Origin of the sequence: Alteromonas sp. S005, assembly GCF_036864475.1 — a bacterium.
In the GTDB taxonomy this organism is placed as follows: domain Bacteria; phylum Pseudomonadota; class Gammaproteobacteria; order Enterobacterales; family Alteromonadaceae; genus Alteromonas.
Genome location: NZ_JAZETN010000002.1, coordinates 533,503 through 552,631, shown reverse-complemented (window position 1 = coordinate 552,631; position 19,129 = coordinate 533,503). Strand labels below are relative to the sequence as shown.

Here is a 19,129-nt window from a genome sequence, read left to right as displayed (position 1 = left end):
GCTTCTTACAAAGGGACGGTAGATTATTCAGACGGAGCGAAGCCAAAGTGAAGATAGGCTCGCTGAGACACTATACGGCCTCGAGGCGTACGTTGTAAGAAGCCCTGTTGAATAAGGAAGGGTTCAATTACATCTTCTATGGTTTCTTTTTCTTCACCAATAGCCGCTGCCAAGTTATCTAAGCCTACGGGCCCACCATCAAACTTTTCTATAATAGCAGTAAGCAATTTGCGGTCCATGTAATCAAAACCCTCTTTGTCTACATCAAGCATATCTAGGGCTTTGGCCGCAACATCAGCGCCAACGGTACCATCAGATTTAATTTCGGCATAATCTCGAACTCTGCGAAGTAAGCGATTAGCGATACGAGGTGTACCTCTAGAGCGACGAGCTACTTCTTTCGCGCCTTCCTCGTTCATGTCTAAATTAAGGTAGCTGGCGCTTCTTGCCACAATACTGGTGAGGTCTTTTACGTTGTAAAACTCAAGGCGCTGCACAATGCCGAAACGGTCGCGTAACGGCGACGTTAGCGAGCCTGCGCGGGTGGTAGCGCCGACCAGCGTAAAAGGAGGAAGGTCTAGCTTAATAGAGCGCGCCGCTGGCCCTTCGCCTATCATAATATCAAGCTGATAGTCTTCCATGGCAGGATAAAGGATTTCCTCCACTACTGGGCTTAGGCGATGTATTTCATCGATGAACAATACATCGTTGCGCTCTAGGTTGGTAAGCAGCGCGGCAAGATCCCCAGCTTTCTCTAGCACAGGCCCCGACGTGGTTTTAATGTTCACGCCCATCTCATTTGCCACAATATTTGCAAGCGTGGTTTTACCCAGTCCTGGCGGACCGAAAATAAGTAGATGGTCTAGCGCATCATCACGATTACGCGCAGCTTGAATAAAAATTTCCATTTGCTCACATACGTGAGGCTGCCCCGTATAGTCTTCGAGCATTTTAGGGCGAATGGCGCGGTCGATGACCTCGTCTTCGGTGCTTGCTTCAGGCGTAATCAGTCTGTCGGCTTCAATCATGATAGTTCTACTTTAAACGGTAACGTGAAGACAGACAGACTAACAGCCGCTGTCTTCGTTGGGCGCCATTATATGGCCGCTTTTAATGATTCGCGAATAAGGGCTTCACTTTCCATGCCTTCTTTATACACGCTGTCGACTAACTTACTCGCTTGAGCAGGTTTATAGCCCAGTGCAATAAGCGCACTTTGCGCTTCTTCCCGAGCGTCGTTCACTTCAACAATAGTATTGGTGGATAACAAGTCGCCACTTGGGGGTGGTACAGCAATACTCTGCGCCTTGCCAAATTTTGCTAAGCGGTCTTTAAGCTCTACCACTAAACGCTCTGCGGTTTTCTTACCTATACCCGGTAAGCTGACAAGTGCAGAAACATCTTCGTTTTGTACGCTTGCCAAGAACTGGCTTGCCGACATACCAGATAAAATAGCAAGGCCTAACTTTGGACCTACACCATTGGCTTTGATCAATTCTCGGAAAAGCCCTCTTTCCATTTTATCAGCAAAACCAAACAGCAATTGGGCGTCTTCACGAACCACAAAGTGTGTGTACACCACCACTTCTTCACCTACCGCGGGAAGCTGGTAGAAACTGGTCATAGGCATGTGAATTTCGTAGCCAACACCGGCTACATCTACAAGAATTTCTGGAGGCTGTTTCTCAGCCAACGTACCGCGAATTCGTCCAATCATGAATTATCTCTGTAAAAGCGTGAGCTTCGAGCAGTATTAGCGCAAACGACCACGAACGGTTTTTCGGGCTTGCCCTGCCATGTTTATCAGGCTCTGTTCAGTGTGTGCATGACACAAGGCAACGGCTAATGCATCGGCAGCATCGGCCTGTGGCGTGCCGCTTAAGCTAAGCAGGTGTTTTACCATGTGCTGAACTTGCGTTTTATCGGCGCCACCTTTTCCAACTACCGACTGCTTAATTTGCCTTGCGCTGTATTCAGCAACAGGAAGTTGCGCTTGGGTGGCTGCCACAATGGCGGCACCTCTGGCCTGACCAAGCTTTAACGCTGAATCAGGGTTTTTCGCCATAAATACTTGCTCAATAGCAAACTGGTCGGGTTTGTATTGACGAATAATATCGCCAACCCCGGTAAAGATATTAGCAAGACGAGAAGGCAAATCTGCCGTTCCAACGCGAATGCATCCGCTTGCTACATACACCAGTTTACCTTGCTTGCGTGCAATTAAACCGTAGCCTGTGATCCGAGAACCTGGATCTATACCCAGTATAACCATTAAGGCACACTCGGTACAAACAAAGATACCGCTTCTTTATTAGAAGGAGACCATAAACGCGCGAGCGCTTCCTCTTTCGACACCCATTCGTACTGCAAGTGCTCTGTTAAGACAATAGGTAAATCGCTATTTATTTGAAGGGAAAATACGTGTTCTGTGTTATGCACAGTACCAGGAGGATAACGATGTAGCCAGCGGCTACGAATTTCATATTGGTTTTGCTTATCGTGGTCGTTAACCACAAAGCCGTGCGCTTTGGCATCGATGCCAATTTCTTCACACACTTCACGATATGCTGTTTCTAAGGGTAACTCCCCCTCCTCTAACGCGCCGGTTACCGACTGCCAAAAGGTGGGGTCGTCTTGTCGTTGCAAAAGCAGCACTCGGTAGTGTTGGTCATACAACACTACCAGTGCAGATTCAGGCTTCTTATACGCCATAAATTACGATTGCTTTTTCACCGTTGCAATAGCTAGCTCTTCAAGCTGCTGTGGGTTTGCTGGGCTAGGAGCAGATGTTAACGGACACGCCGCTGTGGTCGTTTTAGGGAATGCCATCACGTCACGAATAGACGTCGCGCCAGTCATAAGCATTACCAGACGGTCTAAACCAAACGCAAGACCTGCATGCGGCGGCGCACCAAAGCGCAGCGCGTCAAGCAAGAAGCCAAACTTGTTCTTCGCTTCTTCATCGTCAATGCCAAGAATATTGAATACCGTAGACTGCATGTCTTCATTGTGAATACGTACAGAACCACCGCCTAATTCAACACCGTTCAATACCATATCGTAAGCGTCAGATAAGGCTTCTGCTGGGTTAGCTTTAAGTTCTTCTGGCGTTAGACCACGTGGTGCAGTAAACGGGTGGTGAATAGCGTGAAGCTGACCGTCAAACTCTTCGAACATTGGGAAGTCAACAACCCAAAGTGGTTTCCACTCGCCTTCAAGAAGCTCAAAGTCTTCACCAAGCTTAAGACGAAGTGCGCCCATCGCTTCAGTCACTACTGTGTAGTTGTCTGCACCAAACAATAGAATATCGCCACTTTGTGCGCCAGAGCGCTCAATAATTGCGTTAGTGATGTCTTCAGTTAGGAATTTAAGGATTGGCGACTGTAGACCTTCAAGACCAGCACCAGCATCGTTAACTTTAATCCATGCTAGGCCTTTCGCGCCGTAAATACCTACGAACTTAGTGTATTCGTCAATTTGCTTACGAGAAAGTGAAGCACCGCCCGGTACGCGAATAGCCGCAACGCGACCTTTAGGGTCGTTTGCCGGGCCGCTGAATACTTTAAAGTCAACGTTAGCAAGCAAGTCTGCAACGTCTGTTAACTCTAGCGGGTTACGTAGGTCTGGCTTGTCGCTACCAAAGCGCGTCATGGCTTCTTTGTACGTCATGCGCGGGAAGTCACCAAGGTCAACGTTTAGCATTTTGTTGAACAAGTCGCGGATCATGCGCTCGGTAATAGACATTACGCCATCGGCATCTAAGAACGTGGTCTCAATATCGATTTGGGTAAATTCTGGCTGACGGTCGGCACGTAAGTCTTCGTCGCGGAAGCACTTAACAATTTGATAGTAACGGTCCATGCCCGACATCATCAGAAGCTGTTTGAAAAGCTGTGGCGATTGCGGAAGTGCAAAGAACTCACCTTTGTGTGTGCGGCTTGGCACTAGGTAGTCACGTGCACCTTCTGGCGTTGCCTTAGTAAGAATAGGCGTTTCAATATCAAGGAAACCTTCTTCTTCTAGGAAACGACGTACAGCACCGGTTACTTTTGCACGAAATTGTAAGCGCTGGCTCATTACAGGACGGCGAAGGTCTAGATAACGATAGCGAAGGCGCTGTTCTTCTGAGTTTTCTTGGTTCCAATCCAGTGGAAGCACGTCAGATTTGTTGATCACTTCAAGGCCTGTGCCTAGGATCTCAATCTCACCTGTGCGCATGTCTTTATTAATTTGACCTTCAGGGCGCGCACGCACTTTACCCGTTAGCTTTACGCAGAATTCGCTACGCAACGTGTTAGCTACCGATAGTACGTCTGGTAAATCTGGGTCGAACACCACTTGTACGATACCTTCGCGGTCGCGTAAGTCGATGAAAATTACACCGCCTAGATCGCGACGCTTATTAACCCACCCGCAAAGGGTAACTTCTTGTCCAATGTATGATGAATCGATATTCCCACAGTAATCTGTGCGCATGGTCCTTGACCCCTGATGTTTTTTCTTGCTTCGCATGCAGTGAATTGGCGTTCAAAACCGCTTACTTTTGGGCTTAAGACTTTGCCAAAAATCGCGTAAACTTGCTGGCCAATTAGCTGGCCCGCCCACAACATGCATAATGTAATGATTTAAAGGCCGCATAGTATAAACAAATGCTTGATAAAGCCCAATGACAAATATGCACAAATCAGCCATATCACAAGGAAATCTCTATATTGGATTGCCAATGTGGCAACACAGCCATTGGCCAAGCACGTGGTTTGCTAATTATCCCAAGTCTGATAATGGATTGTCGCTGTATGCCAAGGAGTGTAATACGGTTGAAGGGAATACCACATTTTACTCTCTTCCCCACCAAGACGCTGTAGCAAGGTGGTGCAATTCAACACCCGACCACTTCAGATTTACTTTCAAGTTTCACCAGAACATTACACATGTACATCAATTACAGCATTGTGATGAAGAGGTTGCCCAACAGCTTGCTTTATTAAGTCCGCTTAAAGAAAAGCTAGGAGTCATGATGCTGCAACTGCCCGCTTCTTTCGGACCAGAAAAGCTATCCATTTTGGATACCTTTCTAGCGGCGTTACCTAAAGAATTAAACGTAGCAGTTGAAGTGCGCCACCTGGCATTTTTTGCAAAGGGGGATGAGGAAAAGGCGCTCAACCAACTATTGATTCGACACGGTGCGAATAGAATCATTATGGACACCCGAGCCCTGTTTACTGGGTCTTTAGACGCAGGGGGAACAAATAGACGCGCGATGCTAAAGGAAGTGCGAGAGAAAAAGCCTCGTGTACCGGTTAATGTTATCGCTACAGGCCATACTCCCATTGTCCGCTTTGTCGGCAACGATATAGATGATGACAACCAACGCTGTTTATTACCTTGGGTGAAGAAAGTGAAGCTTTGGCAAAGTGAAGGAAAAGACGTGTACTTTTTTTGTCACCGCCCAGACAACAAAGATGCTCCCAGGTTGGCTCAGCAGTTTATTGATTTATACAACGCTGAAGAAACAGCCCACCGTTTAGACAACCTCTCAATTAAAAGTCAGCCAGCCCAAAACGCCTTATTCTAAATAATAACTATTTAATAGATAGTATTCCTACAAGTTACAGGTAAACTACTACGGTTATTAGTTTTTGTAGAGACCCATTTTTTATCGTGAAATCATTCAATGAATAATGAATACGAAAAAGCACGTCTTGCTGCTTTAGAATCGTTAGATATTTTAGATACTTCCCCAAGCGAACAACTTGACGAACTTACCAAAACCGTACAAGAAGAATTTAATGCTAAAACCTGCTTGGTAAGCCTTGTTGCAGAAGATCGCCAATGGTTTAAGTCTCGCCAGTGTATGGATGCAACCGAAACACCGCGTAATATCTCGTTTTGCACCTACGCGATAGCCGAAGAAGAGTACTTAATTGTTCCCGACGCAAAAGCCGATAAGCTATTTGCTAATAACCCGCTGGTGACTGGCAGTCCTTTCATAAGAGCTTACGCAGGTGCTATCTTGCGCAACAAAGATGGCTATGAATTGGGTACGTTATGCCTTCTGTTTGATGAACCACGTGACTTTTTGGATGTTGAGATAGAAAGCTTAAAAAACCACGCCCGCAAAGTTGAAGCCATTATTTTTTCAGAGCACCTTCCAGCATAACTCCAGCCCTACGCTTTTCGTATCGCAAAACAAAAACGCATCACTAAAAAGTGATGCGTTTAATAAGTCTCTAAGTTCGACTATGTCTATCTGAAATCGGCTGCATCTAACTCATGCTTTTTCATAAGTTTATGCATGTCTGTACGGTTTCTACCAGCAAGCTCTGCCGCGCGCGTTACGTTGCCGTCGGTCATTTTAAGAAGCTTGTGCAAGTATTGCTGTTCAAAGGCATCGCGCGCTTCTGTAAGCGTTGGCCAGCTTTGCTTAGTGGCTGACAAGGCTTGCTCTACTAAGTGAAGCGGAATCACAGGCGTTTGTGTTAATGCAACACACTGCTCGACCACATTCACAAGCTGGCGTACGTTACCTGGCCAAGATGAGGTTACCAGCTGTTGCATAGCGTCATCAGAAAATTGGCTTACATTCACACCATGGCGCTGCGCACTTTGCTGAAGCAGCGAGCGAGCCAAAAGAGGAATATCTTCACTTCGCGATTTAAGCGACGGAAGTTTTAGATTCACCACGTTTAGACGGTAATATAAATCTTCGCGAAAGGTGCCTTCTTCCATTTCTTTATGCAAGTCTTTATGCGTTGCAGAAATAATACGCACATCGATGTCGACGTGCTTGCTGCTACCTACTGGACGAATTTGACGCTCTTGTAATGCACGCAGTAGTTTTACCTGCAGCGTCATCGGCATATCGCCAATCTCGTCCAAGAACAAGGTACCACCGTCGGCTTCTCTAAACAGACCTGGGTGAGCGGCTACAGCACCGGTAAACGCCCCTTTAGCATGACCAAACAGCTCCGACTCAAGTAAGTTTTCAGGTAAAGCTCCACAGTTAATCGCTACAAATGGCTTGTCGCTGCGGTTACTGGCTTTATGGATGGCGTTAGCAAGCAGCTCTTTACCTGTACCGCTCGCACCGCTAATAAGCACAGACACCTCGCGCTGGGCTATACGAAACGCTTGGTCAAGGACATTAAGCATTTCCGGTGAACGGGTAATGATGTCTTTTGCCCAATCTCCAGGCTGCGCAGCTTGAGACTGACTCAATGCTTTTTGCAGAAGTGTACGCAATTCATCGTGATCAACCGGTTTCGGTAAGAAACCAAATACACCGCGCTGCGTGGCAGCTACAGCATCGGCAATAGTCCCGTGGGCTGTCATTAAAATTACAGGAATGTCTTTTCTAATTCCCATTATTTCTTCAAACAGGCTCAAACCGTCTAGGCCCGGCATGCGCAGATCGCTTAATACAACATCATAGTTATCGTTCTGAAGTTTTTTTAACGCCGATTGACCGTCTTCCACTGCGGTTACGGTATATCCCTCGCCTTCAAGGCGAATGGTTAACAAACGTAATAAGCTTTTATCATCATCAACCAACAATAAGTTAGGGTTACTACTCGCCTGCTCGCTCACTGTTGTGTACTCCTGTTTTTGTCCATTAGTGTTGCTTCAATTTGCAACAGTTCTTCTAATTTTTTGCGCAAGTTAACGGCTTCTTTTTCTAGCGCTTTTACTTTCTCTCCACGCGAGGTGTTTTCTTGCTCTAGTACAACCATTGCCGACTCTAGCTGCATAATCTGGTTATTCTGCGATGCCGCAATAACGTTAACCACTTCTTGAGCAGTCGCTGTAAATTCACCCGCAATATCGTTTAATGCCAGCTGCGCGCGCAATCTGTCTTGATAAGGGGTATCAATAGGTAGCGTTAAGATGTATACGTGGATAGTATCGGAAGCAGATTTTCCCAGAGCTTTTATAGCTTGCTTGCGCTTCGACCAAGGTTGGTTGGCTGCTTTAATCCACGTATTAAGCCAATAAGCCGTATCACAGTTGTATTTGAAATCTTGAGGCGGCTCGTCAAACAAACAGATACCACGTTCTATTTTTGCTACAGATGTCGCATTTTCCGGCTCACCTGTATTGTCGCTGTTTCTGGATAAACTCTGACATCCTGTCAGTACCAGCAAGGCAACAATTAAACCACTTATTCTCATTTTAATTTTCCTGTTGCGGAATGGTCACTCTAAAGCAAACATCGGCATAGTCTACATCTACCACTTTTACATCACCATGCATGAGTCGAGCACAATCGGCAACAATTGATAATCCTAACCCCGTTCCAATAACGTTGTCATTTCTTGGCTCGGTCCCGCGGATGAATGGTTCAAATAGTGTCTGCACAGATTCTGGGGCTATACGCTTGCCCCTGTTTGCAACGTCCAGTACAAGGTTATTATTCTCGTTGTAAAGATTAATATTTATCGGTCTTCCAACCGCACCATGCGCAACGGCATTGGACACTAAATTATCAAGTATTCTTCTGAACAGCTCCTCGTCTACATGTACTAAAGGTGAGGAAATATTGACATCTACCTCTCTATCTTGGATAGCAAGGGCATAATCTTCTAAACAGGCGGTGACTAACTCATTAGCATTGCTTTCAATTATTTTAGGCTGTGCTTGTTGTAATAGCAGATTGTAGTCGAGTAGCTTTTCAACCAAAATATTGAGACGCTGAGTACTCGCGGTGAGTAGTGAAAGAACTTCACGCTGACTATTATTTAATTCGCCAACAACGTTTTCAGACAACAAACTACAGCCTTCTTTAATGCTGGCTAAGGGGGTTTTTAGTTCGTGTGCGGCATGCCTTAGCAGTGCTGTTCTAATGTGCTCTAGCTGCTGTAGACGATCGTAAAGCCAGTGCAAATCCTTCTCCACATCAATCAGCTCTCTCGGTGCCTGCTTAGACAACGGAGGAAGCTCACCATCACTGCGCGCCATGATCCGAATAATTTTTTTGAGGTTATTGACAGGATTTACGATCAGCTGGCTTCCCAGCAAGATAAGAAGTAATGAGACGCTAACCAGCATTGCAGTTGACCATGCTTGTTTTGCCTGCATGGCGTTTAGGTCGTCTTGTTGGACTTTGACCCGCTCTGTAATAGCCGATTCTACATCGTCCCGTAATTGCTCTACACTATCTCCCACCGACGCTAAATACGCATTAAGTAGAAGTTGATCTTCAATAGCACGATATTCAGCGAGTTGATTGAGTTGCTCAGATAATCGAGAACAAGTTGCAGGCACCGAAAGCGCCTGACATAAGTTATCTGCTGCAACAGCAAACTGATCTATTGCATTGTCAGAAAGTTGCGCAACCCTATCGTTACGCAAAACGGCAAACTGCCTAATGCTGCGCTCCACATCAACTACAGCATTATCAAGTCGCTGCATGTCACTTACAACATCAACCACAAAGCGCGTTTCGAGGGTGGTCATTTGACCCACCTTGGCTAAGTCACTTTGACTTTGCCAAAGAAGCGCGATAAGAGGAATAAGGGCAAGTACAAAACTTCCTAACGTTAACTGCCTTAGTGAACCAAGTTGTACCAAGCGTTCACCAAACGATATCTTGTTTATCAGAACCTTACCCTCATTACTGTTGATATTCTTATCTACTCACTTGCGGTGAGATTTTCATTTCCAGGCGTCAGCTTGCTCTTTGCCATTTCTGCTTCAGAAAGTTTGCCGTCTTCGTTGTCGTCAATAAGTCCGAAGTTACGCAGTAGCCCTGTATGTCTAACTGCTTCTTTAAGTGAAATAAGACCATCTTTATCTACGTCTAATTTCTGCATCAGCGAACGCGCTGGTGTAGCATGCGCATCGGCGACTGAAATGGCCTGTACTGCCGCAACGGCACAAATTGCTAAGAAAACTTTTTCGAGACGTTTCATCATGAATCCTCCACTAAACGCTTTTTAAATTCCTTCTTAATTCGACAATTGCTAACCTTCGTCGGTTAACAGCAATCGGTCATATGGATGTTACCATTAGTCTTCAATTAACCACTATATTTAATGCATTCAAACCTATAATGCTATTTTCAGACCAAGACAAACATTATATTCTAAAACAATGACTTAAGAATACTCCTAAGAGCTTATAGCCTCTAGCTAAAGGATAGGTGTTGCAATAAAGAAACACTAAGCGTGAACATATGTCGGCATCAATGCCGACATATGATTGTTAGCATCAAGCGAATTGTTCCGCCTTATATTGGCAAGGGGAAGTAATGAGATCATTGATAGGAATAGGTTTGCTGAACATGAACCCCTGAACATTGTCACAACCGTGTTCTATCAGATAGTGCCATTGTTCAAGGTTTTCTATCCCTTCCGCGCAAACAGAAAGTGATAGGCGTTTTGCCAAGTCAATAATAGCACCTGTCACTAGTCGGCTGCGTACAGAAGATTGGATTTCCGTTACAAACTGTCTGTCGACTTTAAGGGTGTCTATATTAATTTGAGTGAGATAGCTTAAAGACGAATAACCCGTACCAAAGTCATCAAGCGCAATCGCACACCCCATATTGCTTATGCGCCTGAAAAACTTATTGGAGAGCGAGAAGTTTTCAAGGTAGGCGCTTTCGGTAACTTCAAATTCAATATTTTCTGGGTTTACGTCATAAAGCATAAAGGTGTTGTAGATATGATCAAACAGTTGATTACTTCTCAAATCATGGCCGGATAAATTAATAGAGGCCCTGAACGCGCCTGTAGCCCAGCGTTTGAGGTCGGGCATATCCATACACACACGATTAATGACCCATCGTGTTATAGCAGTGATCTTCCCGCCTTGCTCCGCAATTGGAATAAACTCATTTGGCATAACAAGGCCAAACTCAGGATGCTGCCAACGAATCAATGCTTCAGCGCCAATTACGTTGCCGTCATTGTTTACTTTAACTTGGTAATAAACGACAAACTCATCGTTCGTTATGCCTTGTTCTATGCCATTAGCCAAGTGCAGTTTACGCTTGTGAGATTCCACCATATCTGGGGTAAATAGTGTGTAGCTTCCCCTTCCCCTAGCTTTTGAACGATACATGGCAAGATCAGCGTTGCTCATCAGTTCACTTAAATCATAACCGGCATCTGAAGCTGTTGCTACGCCAACGCTCAGTCCTACAGTAAGTGAAAGTCCTCTAAGCTCAAATGGCTCATCGAAGGCTGTGATTAATCGCGTTGCTAAACTCTTCGCTTGATCTGCTGTCGCATCTCTATCTGGGAGTACTAAAAACTCATCGCCCCCTAAGCGAGCAAACAAGTCACCGTCTCTAAGTAAACATTGCACCCTATCTGCGACTTCTATCAAGATAAGATCGCCGGTCTCGTGCCCTAGCGAATCATTTATCCCTTTAAAGCCATCAAGATCAAAAAACAGCAGTAACAAATCTTCGTCGTTTCTCTTTGCTCTGGCTAATTCCAGTCTTAGATTATCAAGAACAAACTGCCTGTTAGGTAACCCTGTCAAACTATCAAAATTTGCAAGCCGAGACATTGTCTCTTGCTGATCGACCAACGTTTGTCTTTGTTCAAAATTTACCAGTAACTCAACTTCAATAGCATCTAGTAAGCTATTTATATTATTGGCAATTCTTCCAATTTCATTGGATGAATCTAGCGAGCTTCTCAGCGCGTAATCTTTGGTTTCAAATACATCTTGTGTGAACCGGCCTAGCGAGGCTAAAGGTGAAATCAATCGATACAAAATAAAAATACATATTCCAGTGCACAATAGCCACAATGCTAGAAACACCGGTAATTGCTCTAGGAGCTGTCGAGCGCTATTCATTGCTTGAACGCGGCTAGCGTCGATATAAATAACAACGTGCCCCATAGGGTAAAGGTTGCTACCAACAATTTGATGGGCGACGATAACATCCTCGTACTGTGTTATGCCGAAGGGAATATTGTGTGGCGACTTAGGGACTAAAGCGTCGCTTGTTTCGAGTACTCTCTCGGGTTGAACGGCAGAAATAACGTTATAATTATTATCGTAAAGCGTTGCCGATAAAAGATACTCGTGTTCTTTTATCGGCTGAAAAAGAGTAGAGAGTAGAGTGATGTTACCAGGATTTCTTTCCATCATCACAGATAGCTGTAGCGCAAGAGAATTACTCAAAGCGGCGGTGTTGTTTTTCACTACCTCTATGACAGACTCGCTATTATCTAATTTATTGACGATAGCGATTGATATGATTAAGACAGCCGAGGATAAGGCAACGGCAAATCCAATGGGAACTTTCAATGTTTTCAACACTAGTGTGTCCTTGCTTACTACCTTGATTAAAGCGGTACATGCAAGGTTGACATTTCCCTTAACACAGCCACTTTTTTATTGTTTTGACCGCAATAGTATGTCACGGACAACAAAATTAAAAATGGATTTTTAAAGGTATTCATTTCAGTCGATTTAATGTTGTTTATTTAGCACCATCAACGACTTCAAGTTTTGTTTTAATGAACTGGCTGTGAGGAACATATAACAAATCTGCGATTTGTCTAATTGTACTTTCTTCCAATGGCGCTAGCGACTTATCGGCGTACGCAATGATCCAAAGACTTTTAATGACGCTCGCTTTTTCCTCTGCGGAATAATGGTTATTAAGAACTTGAGTAAAGTGAACAAGGTCGACTGCATCATCGGCCGTTTGGTGGCCTCGTTTTAACAAGAGCGCCATTGCCTCATCATCGACATTTACCAAATGTCTAAGCTGCTTTTCATATTCTTCTTTTTCAGTTTCCGTCACCTGATTATCTGCGCTAACCAGTTCGCTAAGCAGTGCTGCAGTAGCAAGCTCTATTGAATAGGCAGGTTCCGCTTTTTTGTGGGACTCTTCAAAGAGTTTTAGAAAAGATTTCAGCATAAGTCCTCGGTTTTAACGTTACAGTGATACAGTCTTCAGCTAAGGAAACTAAGTATTTAGATTATTCTTACTGAGAGGAAGAAGATTTCGATTAGCAGGCTTGATAATTGGATAACTGTCGGTAATAAAGCTAAAAAACTACTGACTGGCAAGTTGCTAACTTTGGGTACTTAATAGGCATGTTACTTTGCTTCCGTTTTTTTCAAACCATACTCGCTCACATAATGTGTTAATAAGGGGGATGCCACGACCGTAACACTCATCATTAGATGAGCGAGTTCCAGCTAAATAGGTTTTATTTTCCCACATAAATCCTTGCCCACTATCTTCAACCGAGAGCAACACTTCATTTCGTTCAGGCAAAGATTCTACTCTTATGATGATTCGGCCATGGTTTAACTGTTCTAATGAGGCTTCTCGCTTCTCATAATATTGCTGAAAGCCCGCACTGTCTTGTTTTAGCCTAGATTCGAGTTTCAATAGACCGTGCTCAAGTGCGTTATTAAAGAGCTCTGACAACACGGTATATAAAATAGAACGGACACCTTGTATACCCTCACAATGTCCTACTAGTTGAAGGACACGTTGAAGAACATCGGGCTCCTTCAGGTGGGGCGCATCGAGAACAATTTCATGCACTGATGGAAATGCCTTCGCTGCTTGGCTATGCAATGCCATTTTAATTGGTTTTGAGGTAAATATAACTACAGTGACGTCATCGTGGAATTTCGATGTTTCGCAATGTGCTTTTGCCGCGTTAAACAAAGATTTAGCATTGATAGAACGGCTCTTTGTCATGTGCTCTTTTATTATGTCGACTAACCCGTCTTCCAACAACATATCACCATCGTCATTAGCTATTTCTATGAGCCCGTCGCTGCATACAATTAATTGTTCATGATGGCCCAAATGAATTGTGTCAGTATCCGTGTTTAGTTCATGTTCTTGCAAAATGCCCAAAGCCATATGGCGAGAGGTAAATTTACGCAACCCCACATCCGATGCGGCAGGAATGATGACTGCAGGCATGCCCCCTTGCCATATAGTTATGCGATTCCCTCCCGCATTAATCTCACCAACAACAGCTGCCATAAACATGTCACTAGGCAAAAACTTGATGAGGATTTGATTTAGCTCGCCAACAATCTCAGATACAGATACGCCCTGTTGACTTAACTCTTGAAACGCACGTGTAACGGGTAACGCACCAATGGCCGAAGCAAGGCCGTGTCCGGTAAAGTCACCCACTATGAAATAAATTCCTCCACTTGGGCTTGCTTCACAGAGAAACAAGTCGCCATTGAAGGTTTCTGCGGGCTTTAGAAAATAGTCGAAGTGACCTTGTACGTCTGGATGATTAACAATGGCATGACTGAATATATGTTCAACAATGGCATGCTCACGGGCAACCCGTTGGTTGAAGAGTCGTAATGTTTTGTTTTGTTCTTCAACATATTCGCTAAGCGCGCGTATTTTTAAATGTGCTCGGATTTTTGCAATCAAGATATGGCGGTCGAAGGGTTTAGTTGCGTAGTCGTTGCCTCCTACCTCCAAGCAGCGCACCAAACTATCTTTATCTTCTAACGCAGTGATAAAAAGAATGGGAAGATAAGGGCCTGTTGCAAGTTGTCGAATTTTGGGCGCCACATCAAAGCCTGACAACCCCGGCATAACCACATCAAGCAGAACGAGATCGGGTTGCTCTTTAGTAAACTTATCAAGCGCCTCTATACCATTGACCGCTTCCACGCATTGTTTATAGCCCGCGTTATAAAGCATGTTAGTCAACAAAGTACGGTTGATAGCCTCGTCGTCAACAATAAGGATTTTCAAGAGAGGATCCCAAAAGACTATTTGATGTCGAACTTTTTATCGAACCGAGATATTTGAAGGATCTTAGCTACTTGCGGTCGGGCATTTTCGATGCTGTAGGTGAGCGTTCGTTCAGAGAGCGTTTTCTGCATGTTTAGTAACATGCCTAAGGCTGAACTATCCATGTACTCCGTACGAGACAAGTCAACAGTGATATGACTCACATCATTATTGAGCCCACTGTAGGCGTTTCTAAAGTCTTCTACTTTGCTGAAGTCGAATTTGGGACCTACATCGATAACTAATACTTTTCCTTGATTCTGATAGCTTGACATTATTTCCATCTGCTTTCCTTAAATTTGTCACCATAAATGCTTCAATAGATGCTTTTATCTTTGCTATCCTTATCTTAGTTGAACTTTTCCACAACGCCATCGAAGCCTAGTTAAACTTTCGTATTATTACGCAATTGCTAATGCATTAAAGATGGTTTTAACGAATTTTTTGAGGTAATTATGCAAGATTGGCAAGACGCTCTTTTAGTTTACAGTACAGAGAGCGGCAAAATAAAGCCTGAGCAAAAAACTGAGCAACGTTCAGTTTCTACTGACGGCGTAGTCCGTATTCATCGAGAAACAAAAGGTCGCAAAGGAAAAGGCGTATCTTTGATTAAAGGGCTGGATCTTCCTTCCGATGAGTTAAAGAAATTGGGCTCGGAGTTAAAAAAGAAGTGTGGCTGCGGCGGTGCTGTAAAAGATGGTGTCATTGAAGTTCAAACCGATGACAGAGAAAAGTTGCGCACGCTACTTGTAGATAAAGGGTACAAAGTAAAGCTTGCTGGTGGTTAGCGTTTCTAGATCACTGGTTCGCTCTCACTTTTTCATAAACATATAACAAAAAGAGTCTGAAATGGAAAAGCTGTCAATTTCTGATTTACATATTATTTTGGTTGAGCCTTCAGATACACAACGAAAAATTATCACTACGTTGCTGTTGAAAGAAAACGTTAAGGAAATTGACCCCGTCAGTACCCTTGCCGAAGCGCGCTCAGCAGTTAAAGCCCATGGCGCTGACTTAATTGTTAGCGCGATGTACTACGAAGACGGAACCGCATTAGAACTACTTAAATTCATTAAAGAAGATGATGAATTTAAGAGCATTCCTTTTATGCTTGTGTCTAGTGAAAATCGTTTGAGCAAGTTAGAGGAGTTTAAACAAGCGGGTGTTGCCGCTATTCTTCCGAAACCCTTTGAACCTCTTCATTTGTCTCGAGCGCTAAATGCCAGCCTTGACCTCATAAACCACGACGAATTAGAGCTCGATTTATTCGACGTTCACGATGTTCGGGTGCTGCTGGTAGATGACAGTAAGCTTGCTCGAAATCACATAAGACGGGTACTTGAAGGAATGGGGCTACAGCGAATTCAAGAGGCAGAAAATGGAGCCGCAGCGCTTACTTTGATAAAAGACCAAGCTTTCGACTTGGTTGTGACAGACTACAATATGCCGGAAATGGACGGTCGTGAGTTGTCTGAATTTATTCGATTTAACCCAGAAACTACCCACATCCCTATTATTATGGTGACATCTGAATCGGCTGATAGCGCCCACATGGCAAACATTCAGCAAACTGGGGTAAACGCTTTGTGCGATAAGCCGTTCGAGCCAAACGAAGTGCGCCAAATGCTTTCCGCACTTCTGGGCAACTAACATTCAACAAGTCCTTTTTCAACTTATCGCCGCTTTTCGTACAAGGCTACGGTTTGCGGCAATCTTATTTTTAGTGCTTTTTCAAGTCCCTCATATCAAAAACAACTATAGATTTTGTAAAAATGGGTTGACACACATGGGGCTTCAACATACATTCAACGTTATGAAACAGAATATAAAGCACGTAGCATTTTTCTTTTTTGCGTTTACATCCTTTAATTAGGGAGGCGCTGCTACATGCATGAAAACCTCCCACTAGGGAGGTTTTTTTTTAGCAATATTTTTATACGACTCGCACGGGAACGATATGTCAGACAATGCACTAGATACTGTTAGAAAGCGTATTACCGCTTTAGACAGTGAATTACTTAAGCTACTTTCAGAACGCAGAAAATTAACCAACGAAGTTGCTGAGACGAAAATAAAGCATCACATCCCAGTGAGAGATCAAAAGCGCGAAGAACAGTTACTCGTTCGCCTTATCAAAGAGGGGCAAAATATAGGGTTAGATCCCCATTACGTAACACAAATTTTTCACGTCATTATTGAAGATTCTGTTTTGAACCAGCAGGCCATGCTTGCAGAGCGTGCTAACCCGGGTAGCACACTGCCGTTAAACCGCGTTGCATTTTTAGGTGACAAGGGCTCTTATTCATACTTGGCTACACAAAAGTACTTTTCGCGTAGACCAGGCGAGTTGCTGGAAATTGGCTGCCAAAGCTTCGCTGAAATCGTTCATAAAGTTGAAAGCACAGAAGCTGACTATGCAGTTCTGCCTATAGAAAATACAACCTCGGGCAGTATCAATGAAGTGTACGACCAACTTCAGCATACTCAGCTAAGCATTATTGGCGAGCTTACCCACCCTATTCGCCATACTTTATTGGTAGGAACGAATACCAGTATCGATAAGATTAAAACACTGTATGCACACCCTCAGGTATTTACTCAATGCAGCCATTTCTTAGCAGAACTCGGTAACGTCGAAGTGAAAACCATGGACAGCACCAGCTCTGCCATGTTGACGGTTAGCGAGCTTCAGCGCGACGACGTAGCAGCTATTGGAAGCGAAGCTGGCGGCAACCTTTACGGTTTAATGGCTATTAAGAGTAATTTAGCCAACCAAAAAGAAAACCACAGCCGCTTTATCGTTGTGGCGCGTAATCCAGTAGTAGTGCCTTTACAAGTGCCGGCAAAAACGACCCTTGTTATGTCTACCATTCAAAAGCCAGGTGCGCTTGTTGAAGCGCTACTTGTGCTAAGAGAAAACAGCATTAATATGACGAAGTTAGAGTCGCGCCCTATTCCGGGTAATCCTTGGGAAGAAATGTTCTACATTGATGTGGAAGGCAACGTAGAAGACGGCCCTGTACAAAATGCCCTTGATGCATTGCGTGGTATTACGCGCTACATCAAAGTTCTGGGATGTTACCCAAGCGAAGAAATTAGTCCAACTAAAGTAGCCGCGGCAAGTGCACTGACTGAATAACACAAAAAAGGCGAGCTCAATTGCTCGCCTTCTTATTCACTCGATTATTTTACTTATCTCTTAGAAGCTGACCATCATCTGCCTTTAACAGCATTTGTTTGCTATCAACTAAGCACTTTTTCGCATAGTCCCCAAACCATGCCCCCACCTTCATGAACTGCTCGACAAAACCTTTTTTGTCTCCGTTTTCCAGCAACGATAAAGCGATACCAAAACGTTCGTAAAAACGGCGTAGTAGCGCAAAGTTGTCAGGGTTGTTGAAGATAATATCGGCATACAGTTGTGGCGATTGGGCAAACAGCCTTCCAACCATTGCCAGCTCTAGCCGATAAATAGGCGAACTAAACATAGTGAGTGATTCTAGGTTAGGGTCTTCACCTTTTAAGTGTTGCCCATACACAAATGTGTTGAAGTGGCGCATGACCTGTATATACGCCATGGCTTGATCGTGCTCTTGTGCGCTTGAGTCATGAATTGTAGCCCCCCAAATTCGCATTTGTTCGACCAGCCAGCTGTATTTTTCCCTATTGCGTCCGTCACACACTACCACCACTTGTTTGATCATGCCTGGTGCATCAGGGCCAAACATAGGGTGCAACCCAACAACAGGACCGCTATGCACGGCAAGCATGGCTTCTAAAGGCTTAGCTTTAATACTGGTTATATCTGCGAGCACGCAATCTTTTGGCAGCATAGTTAATTTGCTAATCACGGCTTCTGTTAAATTTATAGGTACTGCAACAACCACTAACGAAGCGCAGCTTAATAGTGATGCTGCCCTACCATTTTCCCAGTCGTCTTTTTCAACTACCGAAACTTTGTAGTTACTTCGTTCGAATAAGCCTACAAACACGCGGCCAAGTGCACCTGCCCCACCAATTACAACGACGTTGTCAGTATCAGGTTTTACGCATCGATACTTGTTATTTTGCGTATGATAAGACTCTCGCATTACACGTCGTAACAAGTCTTCTGTTAAATCGGGGGAGACACCAAGTTCTTCGGCCTGTGCACGGCGTGATGCGATCAATGCTTTCTCACGCTCTGGCACGTAAACGGGCATGCCTGCTTCTGCTTTGATCTGACCCACTTGGGTTGTGATTTGATTGCGTTTTGCAAGTAATTCGACGAGCTGAGAATCCAGCTCGTCGATACCTTCACGCAGCGTATCTAACTGTTTTAAGTGCTGCGATAAATCGGCCATTCTGTCTTATCCTTGAATCAAATGGCACGGG

The 19,129-nt window shown here is 44.3% G+C and carries 19 protein-coding genes; 5 read left to right on the top strand and 14 right to left on the bottom strand.

Annotated features, from left to right (window positions below; genetic code table 11):
* Window positions 1-23 precede the first annotated feature (23 nt).
* The 5 genes from ruvB to aspS form a co-directional block, all read right to left on the bottom strand.
* Window positions 24-1,028: a Holliday junction branch migration DNA helicase RuvB gene (gene ruvB, locus V7R55_RS04975; protein ID WP_334057838.1), complete on the bottom strand. Its 1,005-nt coding sequence runs from the start codon at window positions 1,026-1,028 to the stop codon at window positions 24-26.
* A 68-nt stretch (window positions 1,029-1,096) separates the two neighbouring features.
* Window positions 1,097-1,717, bottom strand: a complete 621-nt coding sequence (gene ruvA / locus V7R55_RS04970; protein WP_014978754.1) for a Holliday junction branch migration protein RuvA — start codon at window positions 1,715-1,717, stop codon at window positions 1,097-1,099.
* 36 nt (window positions 1,718-1,753) lie between these two features.
* Entirely contained in the window at window positions 1,754-2,272 is a 519-nt protein-coding gene (ruvC, locus tag V7R55_RS04965; RefSeq protein ID WP_061485246.1) for a crossover junction endodeoxyribonuclease RuvC, read from the bottom strand.
* A complete protein-coding gene (nudB, locus tag V7R55_RS04960; RefSeq protein WP_334057837.1) occupies window positions 2,272-2,712 on the bottom strand; it encodes a dihydroneopterin triphosphate diphosphatase in 441 nt (146 codons plus the stop codon). The genes ruvC and nudB overlap by 1 nt, the downstream gene beginning before the upstream one ends.
* Window positions 2,713-2,715: 3 nt before the next feature.
* Window positions 2,716-4,476 (bottom strand): aspartate--tRNA ligase, encoded by a 1,761-nt coding sequence (gene aspS / locus V7R55_RS04955; RefSeq protein ID WP_334057836.1) that lies wholly within the window; start codon window positions 4,474-4,476, stop codon window positions 2,716-2,718.
* Window positions 4,477-4,723: 247 nt separating this feature from the next.
* On the opposite strand from aspS, the gene V7R55_RS04950 reads away from it, so the two are divergent.
* Entirely contained in the window at window positions 4,724-5,575 is an 852-nt protein-coding gene (locus V7R55_RS04950; RefSeq protein WP_334057834.1) for a DUF72 domain-containing protein, read from the top strand.
* 99 nt (window positions 5,576-5,674) lie between these two features.
* Window positions 5,675-6,160, top strand: coding sequence for a GAF domain-containing protein (locus V7R55_RS04945; RefSeq protein ID WP_334057832.1), 486 nt, complete (start codon window positions 5,675-5,677; stop codon window positions 6,158-6,160).
* 86 nt (window positions 6,161-6,246) lie between these two features.
* Here V7R55_RS04945 and V7R55_RS04940 read toward each other — a convergent pair whose 3' ends face one another.
* The 8 genes from V7R55_RS04940 to V7R55_RS04905 all read right to left on the bottom strand — a co-directional run bounded on the left by V7R55_RS04940 (window position 6,247) and on the right by V7R55_RS04905 (window position 15,039).
* Window positions 6,247-7,587: a sigma 54-interacting transcriptional regulator gene (locus tag V7R55_RS04940; protein ID WP_334057831.1), complete on the bottom strand. Its 1,341-nt coding sequence runs from the start codon at window positions 7,585-7,587 to the stop codon at window positions 6,247-6,249.
* A complete protein-coding gene (locus V7R55_RS04935; protein ID WP_334057829.1) occupies window positions 7,584-8,168 on the bottom strand; it encodes a hypothetical protein in 585 nt (194 codons plus the stop codon). Before V7R55_RS04935 ends, V7R55_RS04940 begins: the two co-directional genes overlap by 4 nt.
* A 1-nt stretch (window position 8,169) precedes the next feature.
* On the bottom strand, window positions 8,170-9,567 hold the full coding sequence (locus V7R55_RS04930; protein ID WP_334057828.1) for a sensor histidine kinase: 1,398 nt from the start codon (window positions 9,565-9,567) through the stop codon (window positions 8,170-8,172).
* Between the two features lie 62 nt (window positions 9,568-9,629).
* The gene (locus tag V7R55_RS04925; protein ID WP_334057827.1) at window positions 9,630-9,911 is read right to left on the bottom strand and encodes a calcium-binding protein; all 282 of its coding nucleotides are present in this window, start codon (window positions 9,909-9,911) and stop codon (window positions 9,630-9,632) included.
* A 295-nt stretch (window positions 9,912-10,206) separates the two neighbouring features.
* Window positions 10,207-12,276, bottom strand: a complete 2,070-nt coding sequence (locus V7R55_RS04920) for a putative bifunctional diguanylate cyclase/phosphodiesterase (protein ID WP_334057825.1) — start codon at window positions 12,274-12,276, stop codon at window positions 10,207-10,209.
* Window positions 12,277-12,439: 163 nt separating this feature from the next.
* Window positions 12,440-12,883: a tellurite resistance TerB family protein gene (locus V7R55_RS04915; RefSeq protein WP_334057823.1), complete on the bottom strand. Its 444-nt coding sequence runs from the start codon at window positions 12,881-12,883 to the stop codon at window positions 12,440-12,442.
* Window positions 12,884-13,039: 156 nt separating this feature from the next.
* Complete coding sequence (locus V7R55_RS04910) at window positions 13,040-14,716, bottom strand: fused response regulator/phosphatase (RefSeq protein WP_334057821.1); 1,677 nt, start codon at window positions 14,714-14,716, stop codon at window positions 13,040-13,042.
* Between the two features lie 17 nt (window positions 14,717-14,733).
* Complete coding sequence (locus tag V7R55_RS04905) at window positions 14,734-15,039, bottom strand: STAS domain-containing protein (protein WP_334057819.1); 306 nt, start codon at window positions 15,037-15,039, stop codon at window positions 14,734-14,736.
* A 171-nt stretch (window positions 15,040-15,210) separates the two neighbouring features.
* Here V7R55_RS04905 and yciH point away from each other — a divergent pair, with 171 nt between their 5' ends.
* From yciH to pheA, 3 genes are all read left to right on the top strand, one after another.
* Complete coding sequence (yciH, locus tag V7R55_RS04900; protein ID WP_334057818.1) at window positions 15,211-15,543, top strand: stress response translation initiation inhibitor YciH; 333 nt, start codon at window positions 15,211-15,213, stop codon at window positions 15,541-15,543.
* Between the two features lie 61 nt (window positions 15,544-15,604).
* Complete coding sequence (locus tag V7R55_RS04895; protein WP_334057816.1) at window positions 15,605-16,405, top strand: response regulator; 801 nt, start codon at window positions 15,605-15,607, stop codon at window positions 16,403-16,405.
* A gap of 307 nt (window positions 16,406-16,712) precedes the next feature.
* Window positions 16,713-17,894 carry a prephenate dehydratase gene (pheA, locus tag V7R55_RS04890; protein WP_334057815.1) on the top strand — a complete coding sequence of 394 codons (1,182 nt, stop codon included), beginning with the start codon at window positions 16,713-16,715 and terminating at the stop codon, window positions 17,892-17,894.
* A 49-nt stretch (window positions 17,895-17,943) separates the two neighbouring features.
* Here the strand turns inward: pheA and tyrA are convergent, their stop codons facing one another.
* A complete protein-coding gene (gene tyrA / locus V7R55_RS04885; RefSeq protein ID WP_334057813.1) occupies window positions 17,944-19,098 on the bottom strand; it encodes a bifunctional chorismate mutase/prephenate dehydrogenase in 1,155 nt (384 codons plus the stop codon).
* Window positions 19,099-19,129: the final 31 nt, after the last annotated feature.

Excerpts from the sequence above, each read along its gene's own strand:
- ruvB (WP_334057838.1), bottom strand. The coding sequence starts at position 1,028 with ATGATTGAAGCCGACAGACTGATTACGCCTGAAGCAAGCACCGAAGAC.
- ruvA (WP_014978754.1), bottom strand. The coding sequence starts at position 1,717 with ATGATTGGACGAATTCGCGGTACGTTGGCTGAGAAACAGCCTCCAGAA.
- ruvC (WP_061485246.1), bottom strand. The coding sequence starts at position 2,272 with ATGGTTATACTGGGTATAGATCCAGGTTCTCGGATCACAGGCTACGGT.
- nudB (WP_334057837.1), bottom strand. The coding sequence starts at position 2,712 with ATGGCGTATAAGAAGCCTGAATCTGCACTGGTAGTGTTGTATGACCAA.
- aspS (WP_334057836.1), bottom strand. The coding sequence starts at position 4,476 with ATGCGCACAGATTACTGTGGGAATATCGATTCATCATACATTGGACAA.
- V7R55_RS04950 (WP_334057834.1), top strand. The coding sequence starts at position 4,724 with ATGTGGCAACACAGCCATTGGCCAAGCACGTGGTTTGCTAATTATCCC.
- V7R55_RS04945 (WP_334057832.1), top strand. The coding sequence starts at position 5,675 with ATGAATAATGAATACGAAAAAGCACGTCTTGCTGCTTTAGAATCGTTA.
- V7R55_RS04935 (WP_334057829.1), bottom strand. The coding sequence starts at position 8,168 with ATGAGAATAAGTGGTTTAATTGTTGCCTTGCTGGTACTGACAGGATGT.
- V7R55_RS04925 (WP_334057827.1), bottom strand. The coding sequence starts at position 9,911 with ATGATGAAACGTCTCGAAAAAGTTTTCTTAGCAATTTGTGCCGTTGCG.
- V7R55_RS04915 (WP_334057823.1), bottom strand. The coding sequence starts at position 12,883 with ATGCTGAAATCTTTTCTAAAACTCTTTGAAGAGTCCCACAAAAAAGCG.
- V7R55_RS04905 (WP_334057819.1), bottom strand. The coding sequence starts at position 15,039 with ATGGAAATAATGTCAAGCTATCAGAATCAAGGAAAAGTATTAGTTATC.
- yciH (WP_334057818.1), top strand. The coding sequence starts at position 15,211 with ATGCAAGATTGGCAAGACGCTCTTTTAGTTTACAGTACAGAGAGCGGC.
- V7R55_RS04895 (WP_334057816.1), top strand. The coding sequence starts at position 15,605 with ATGGAAAAGCTGTCAATTTCTGATTTACATATTATTTTGGTTGAGCCT.
- pheA (WP_334057815.1), top strand. The coding sequence starts at position 16,713 with ATGTCAGACAATGCACTAGATACTGTTAGAAAGCGTATTACCGCTTTA.
- tyrA (WP_334057813.1), bottom strand. The coding sequence starts at position 19,098 with ATGGCCGATTTATCGCAGCACTTAAAACAGTTAGATACGCTGCGTGAA.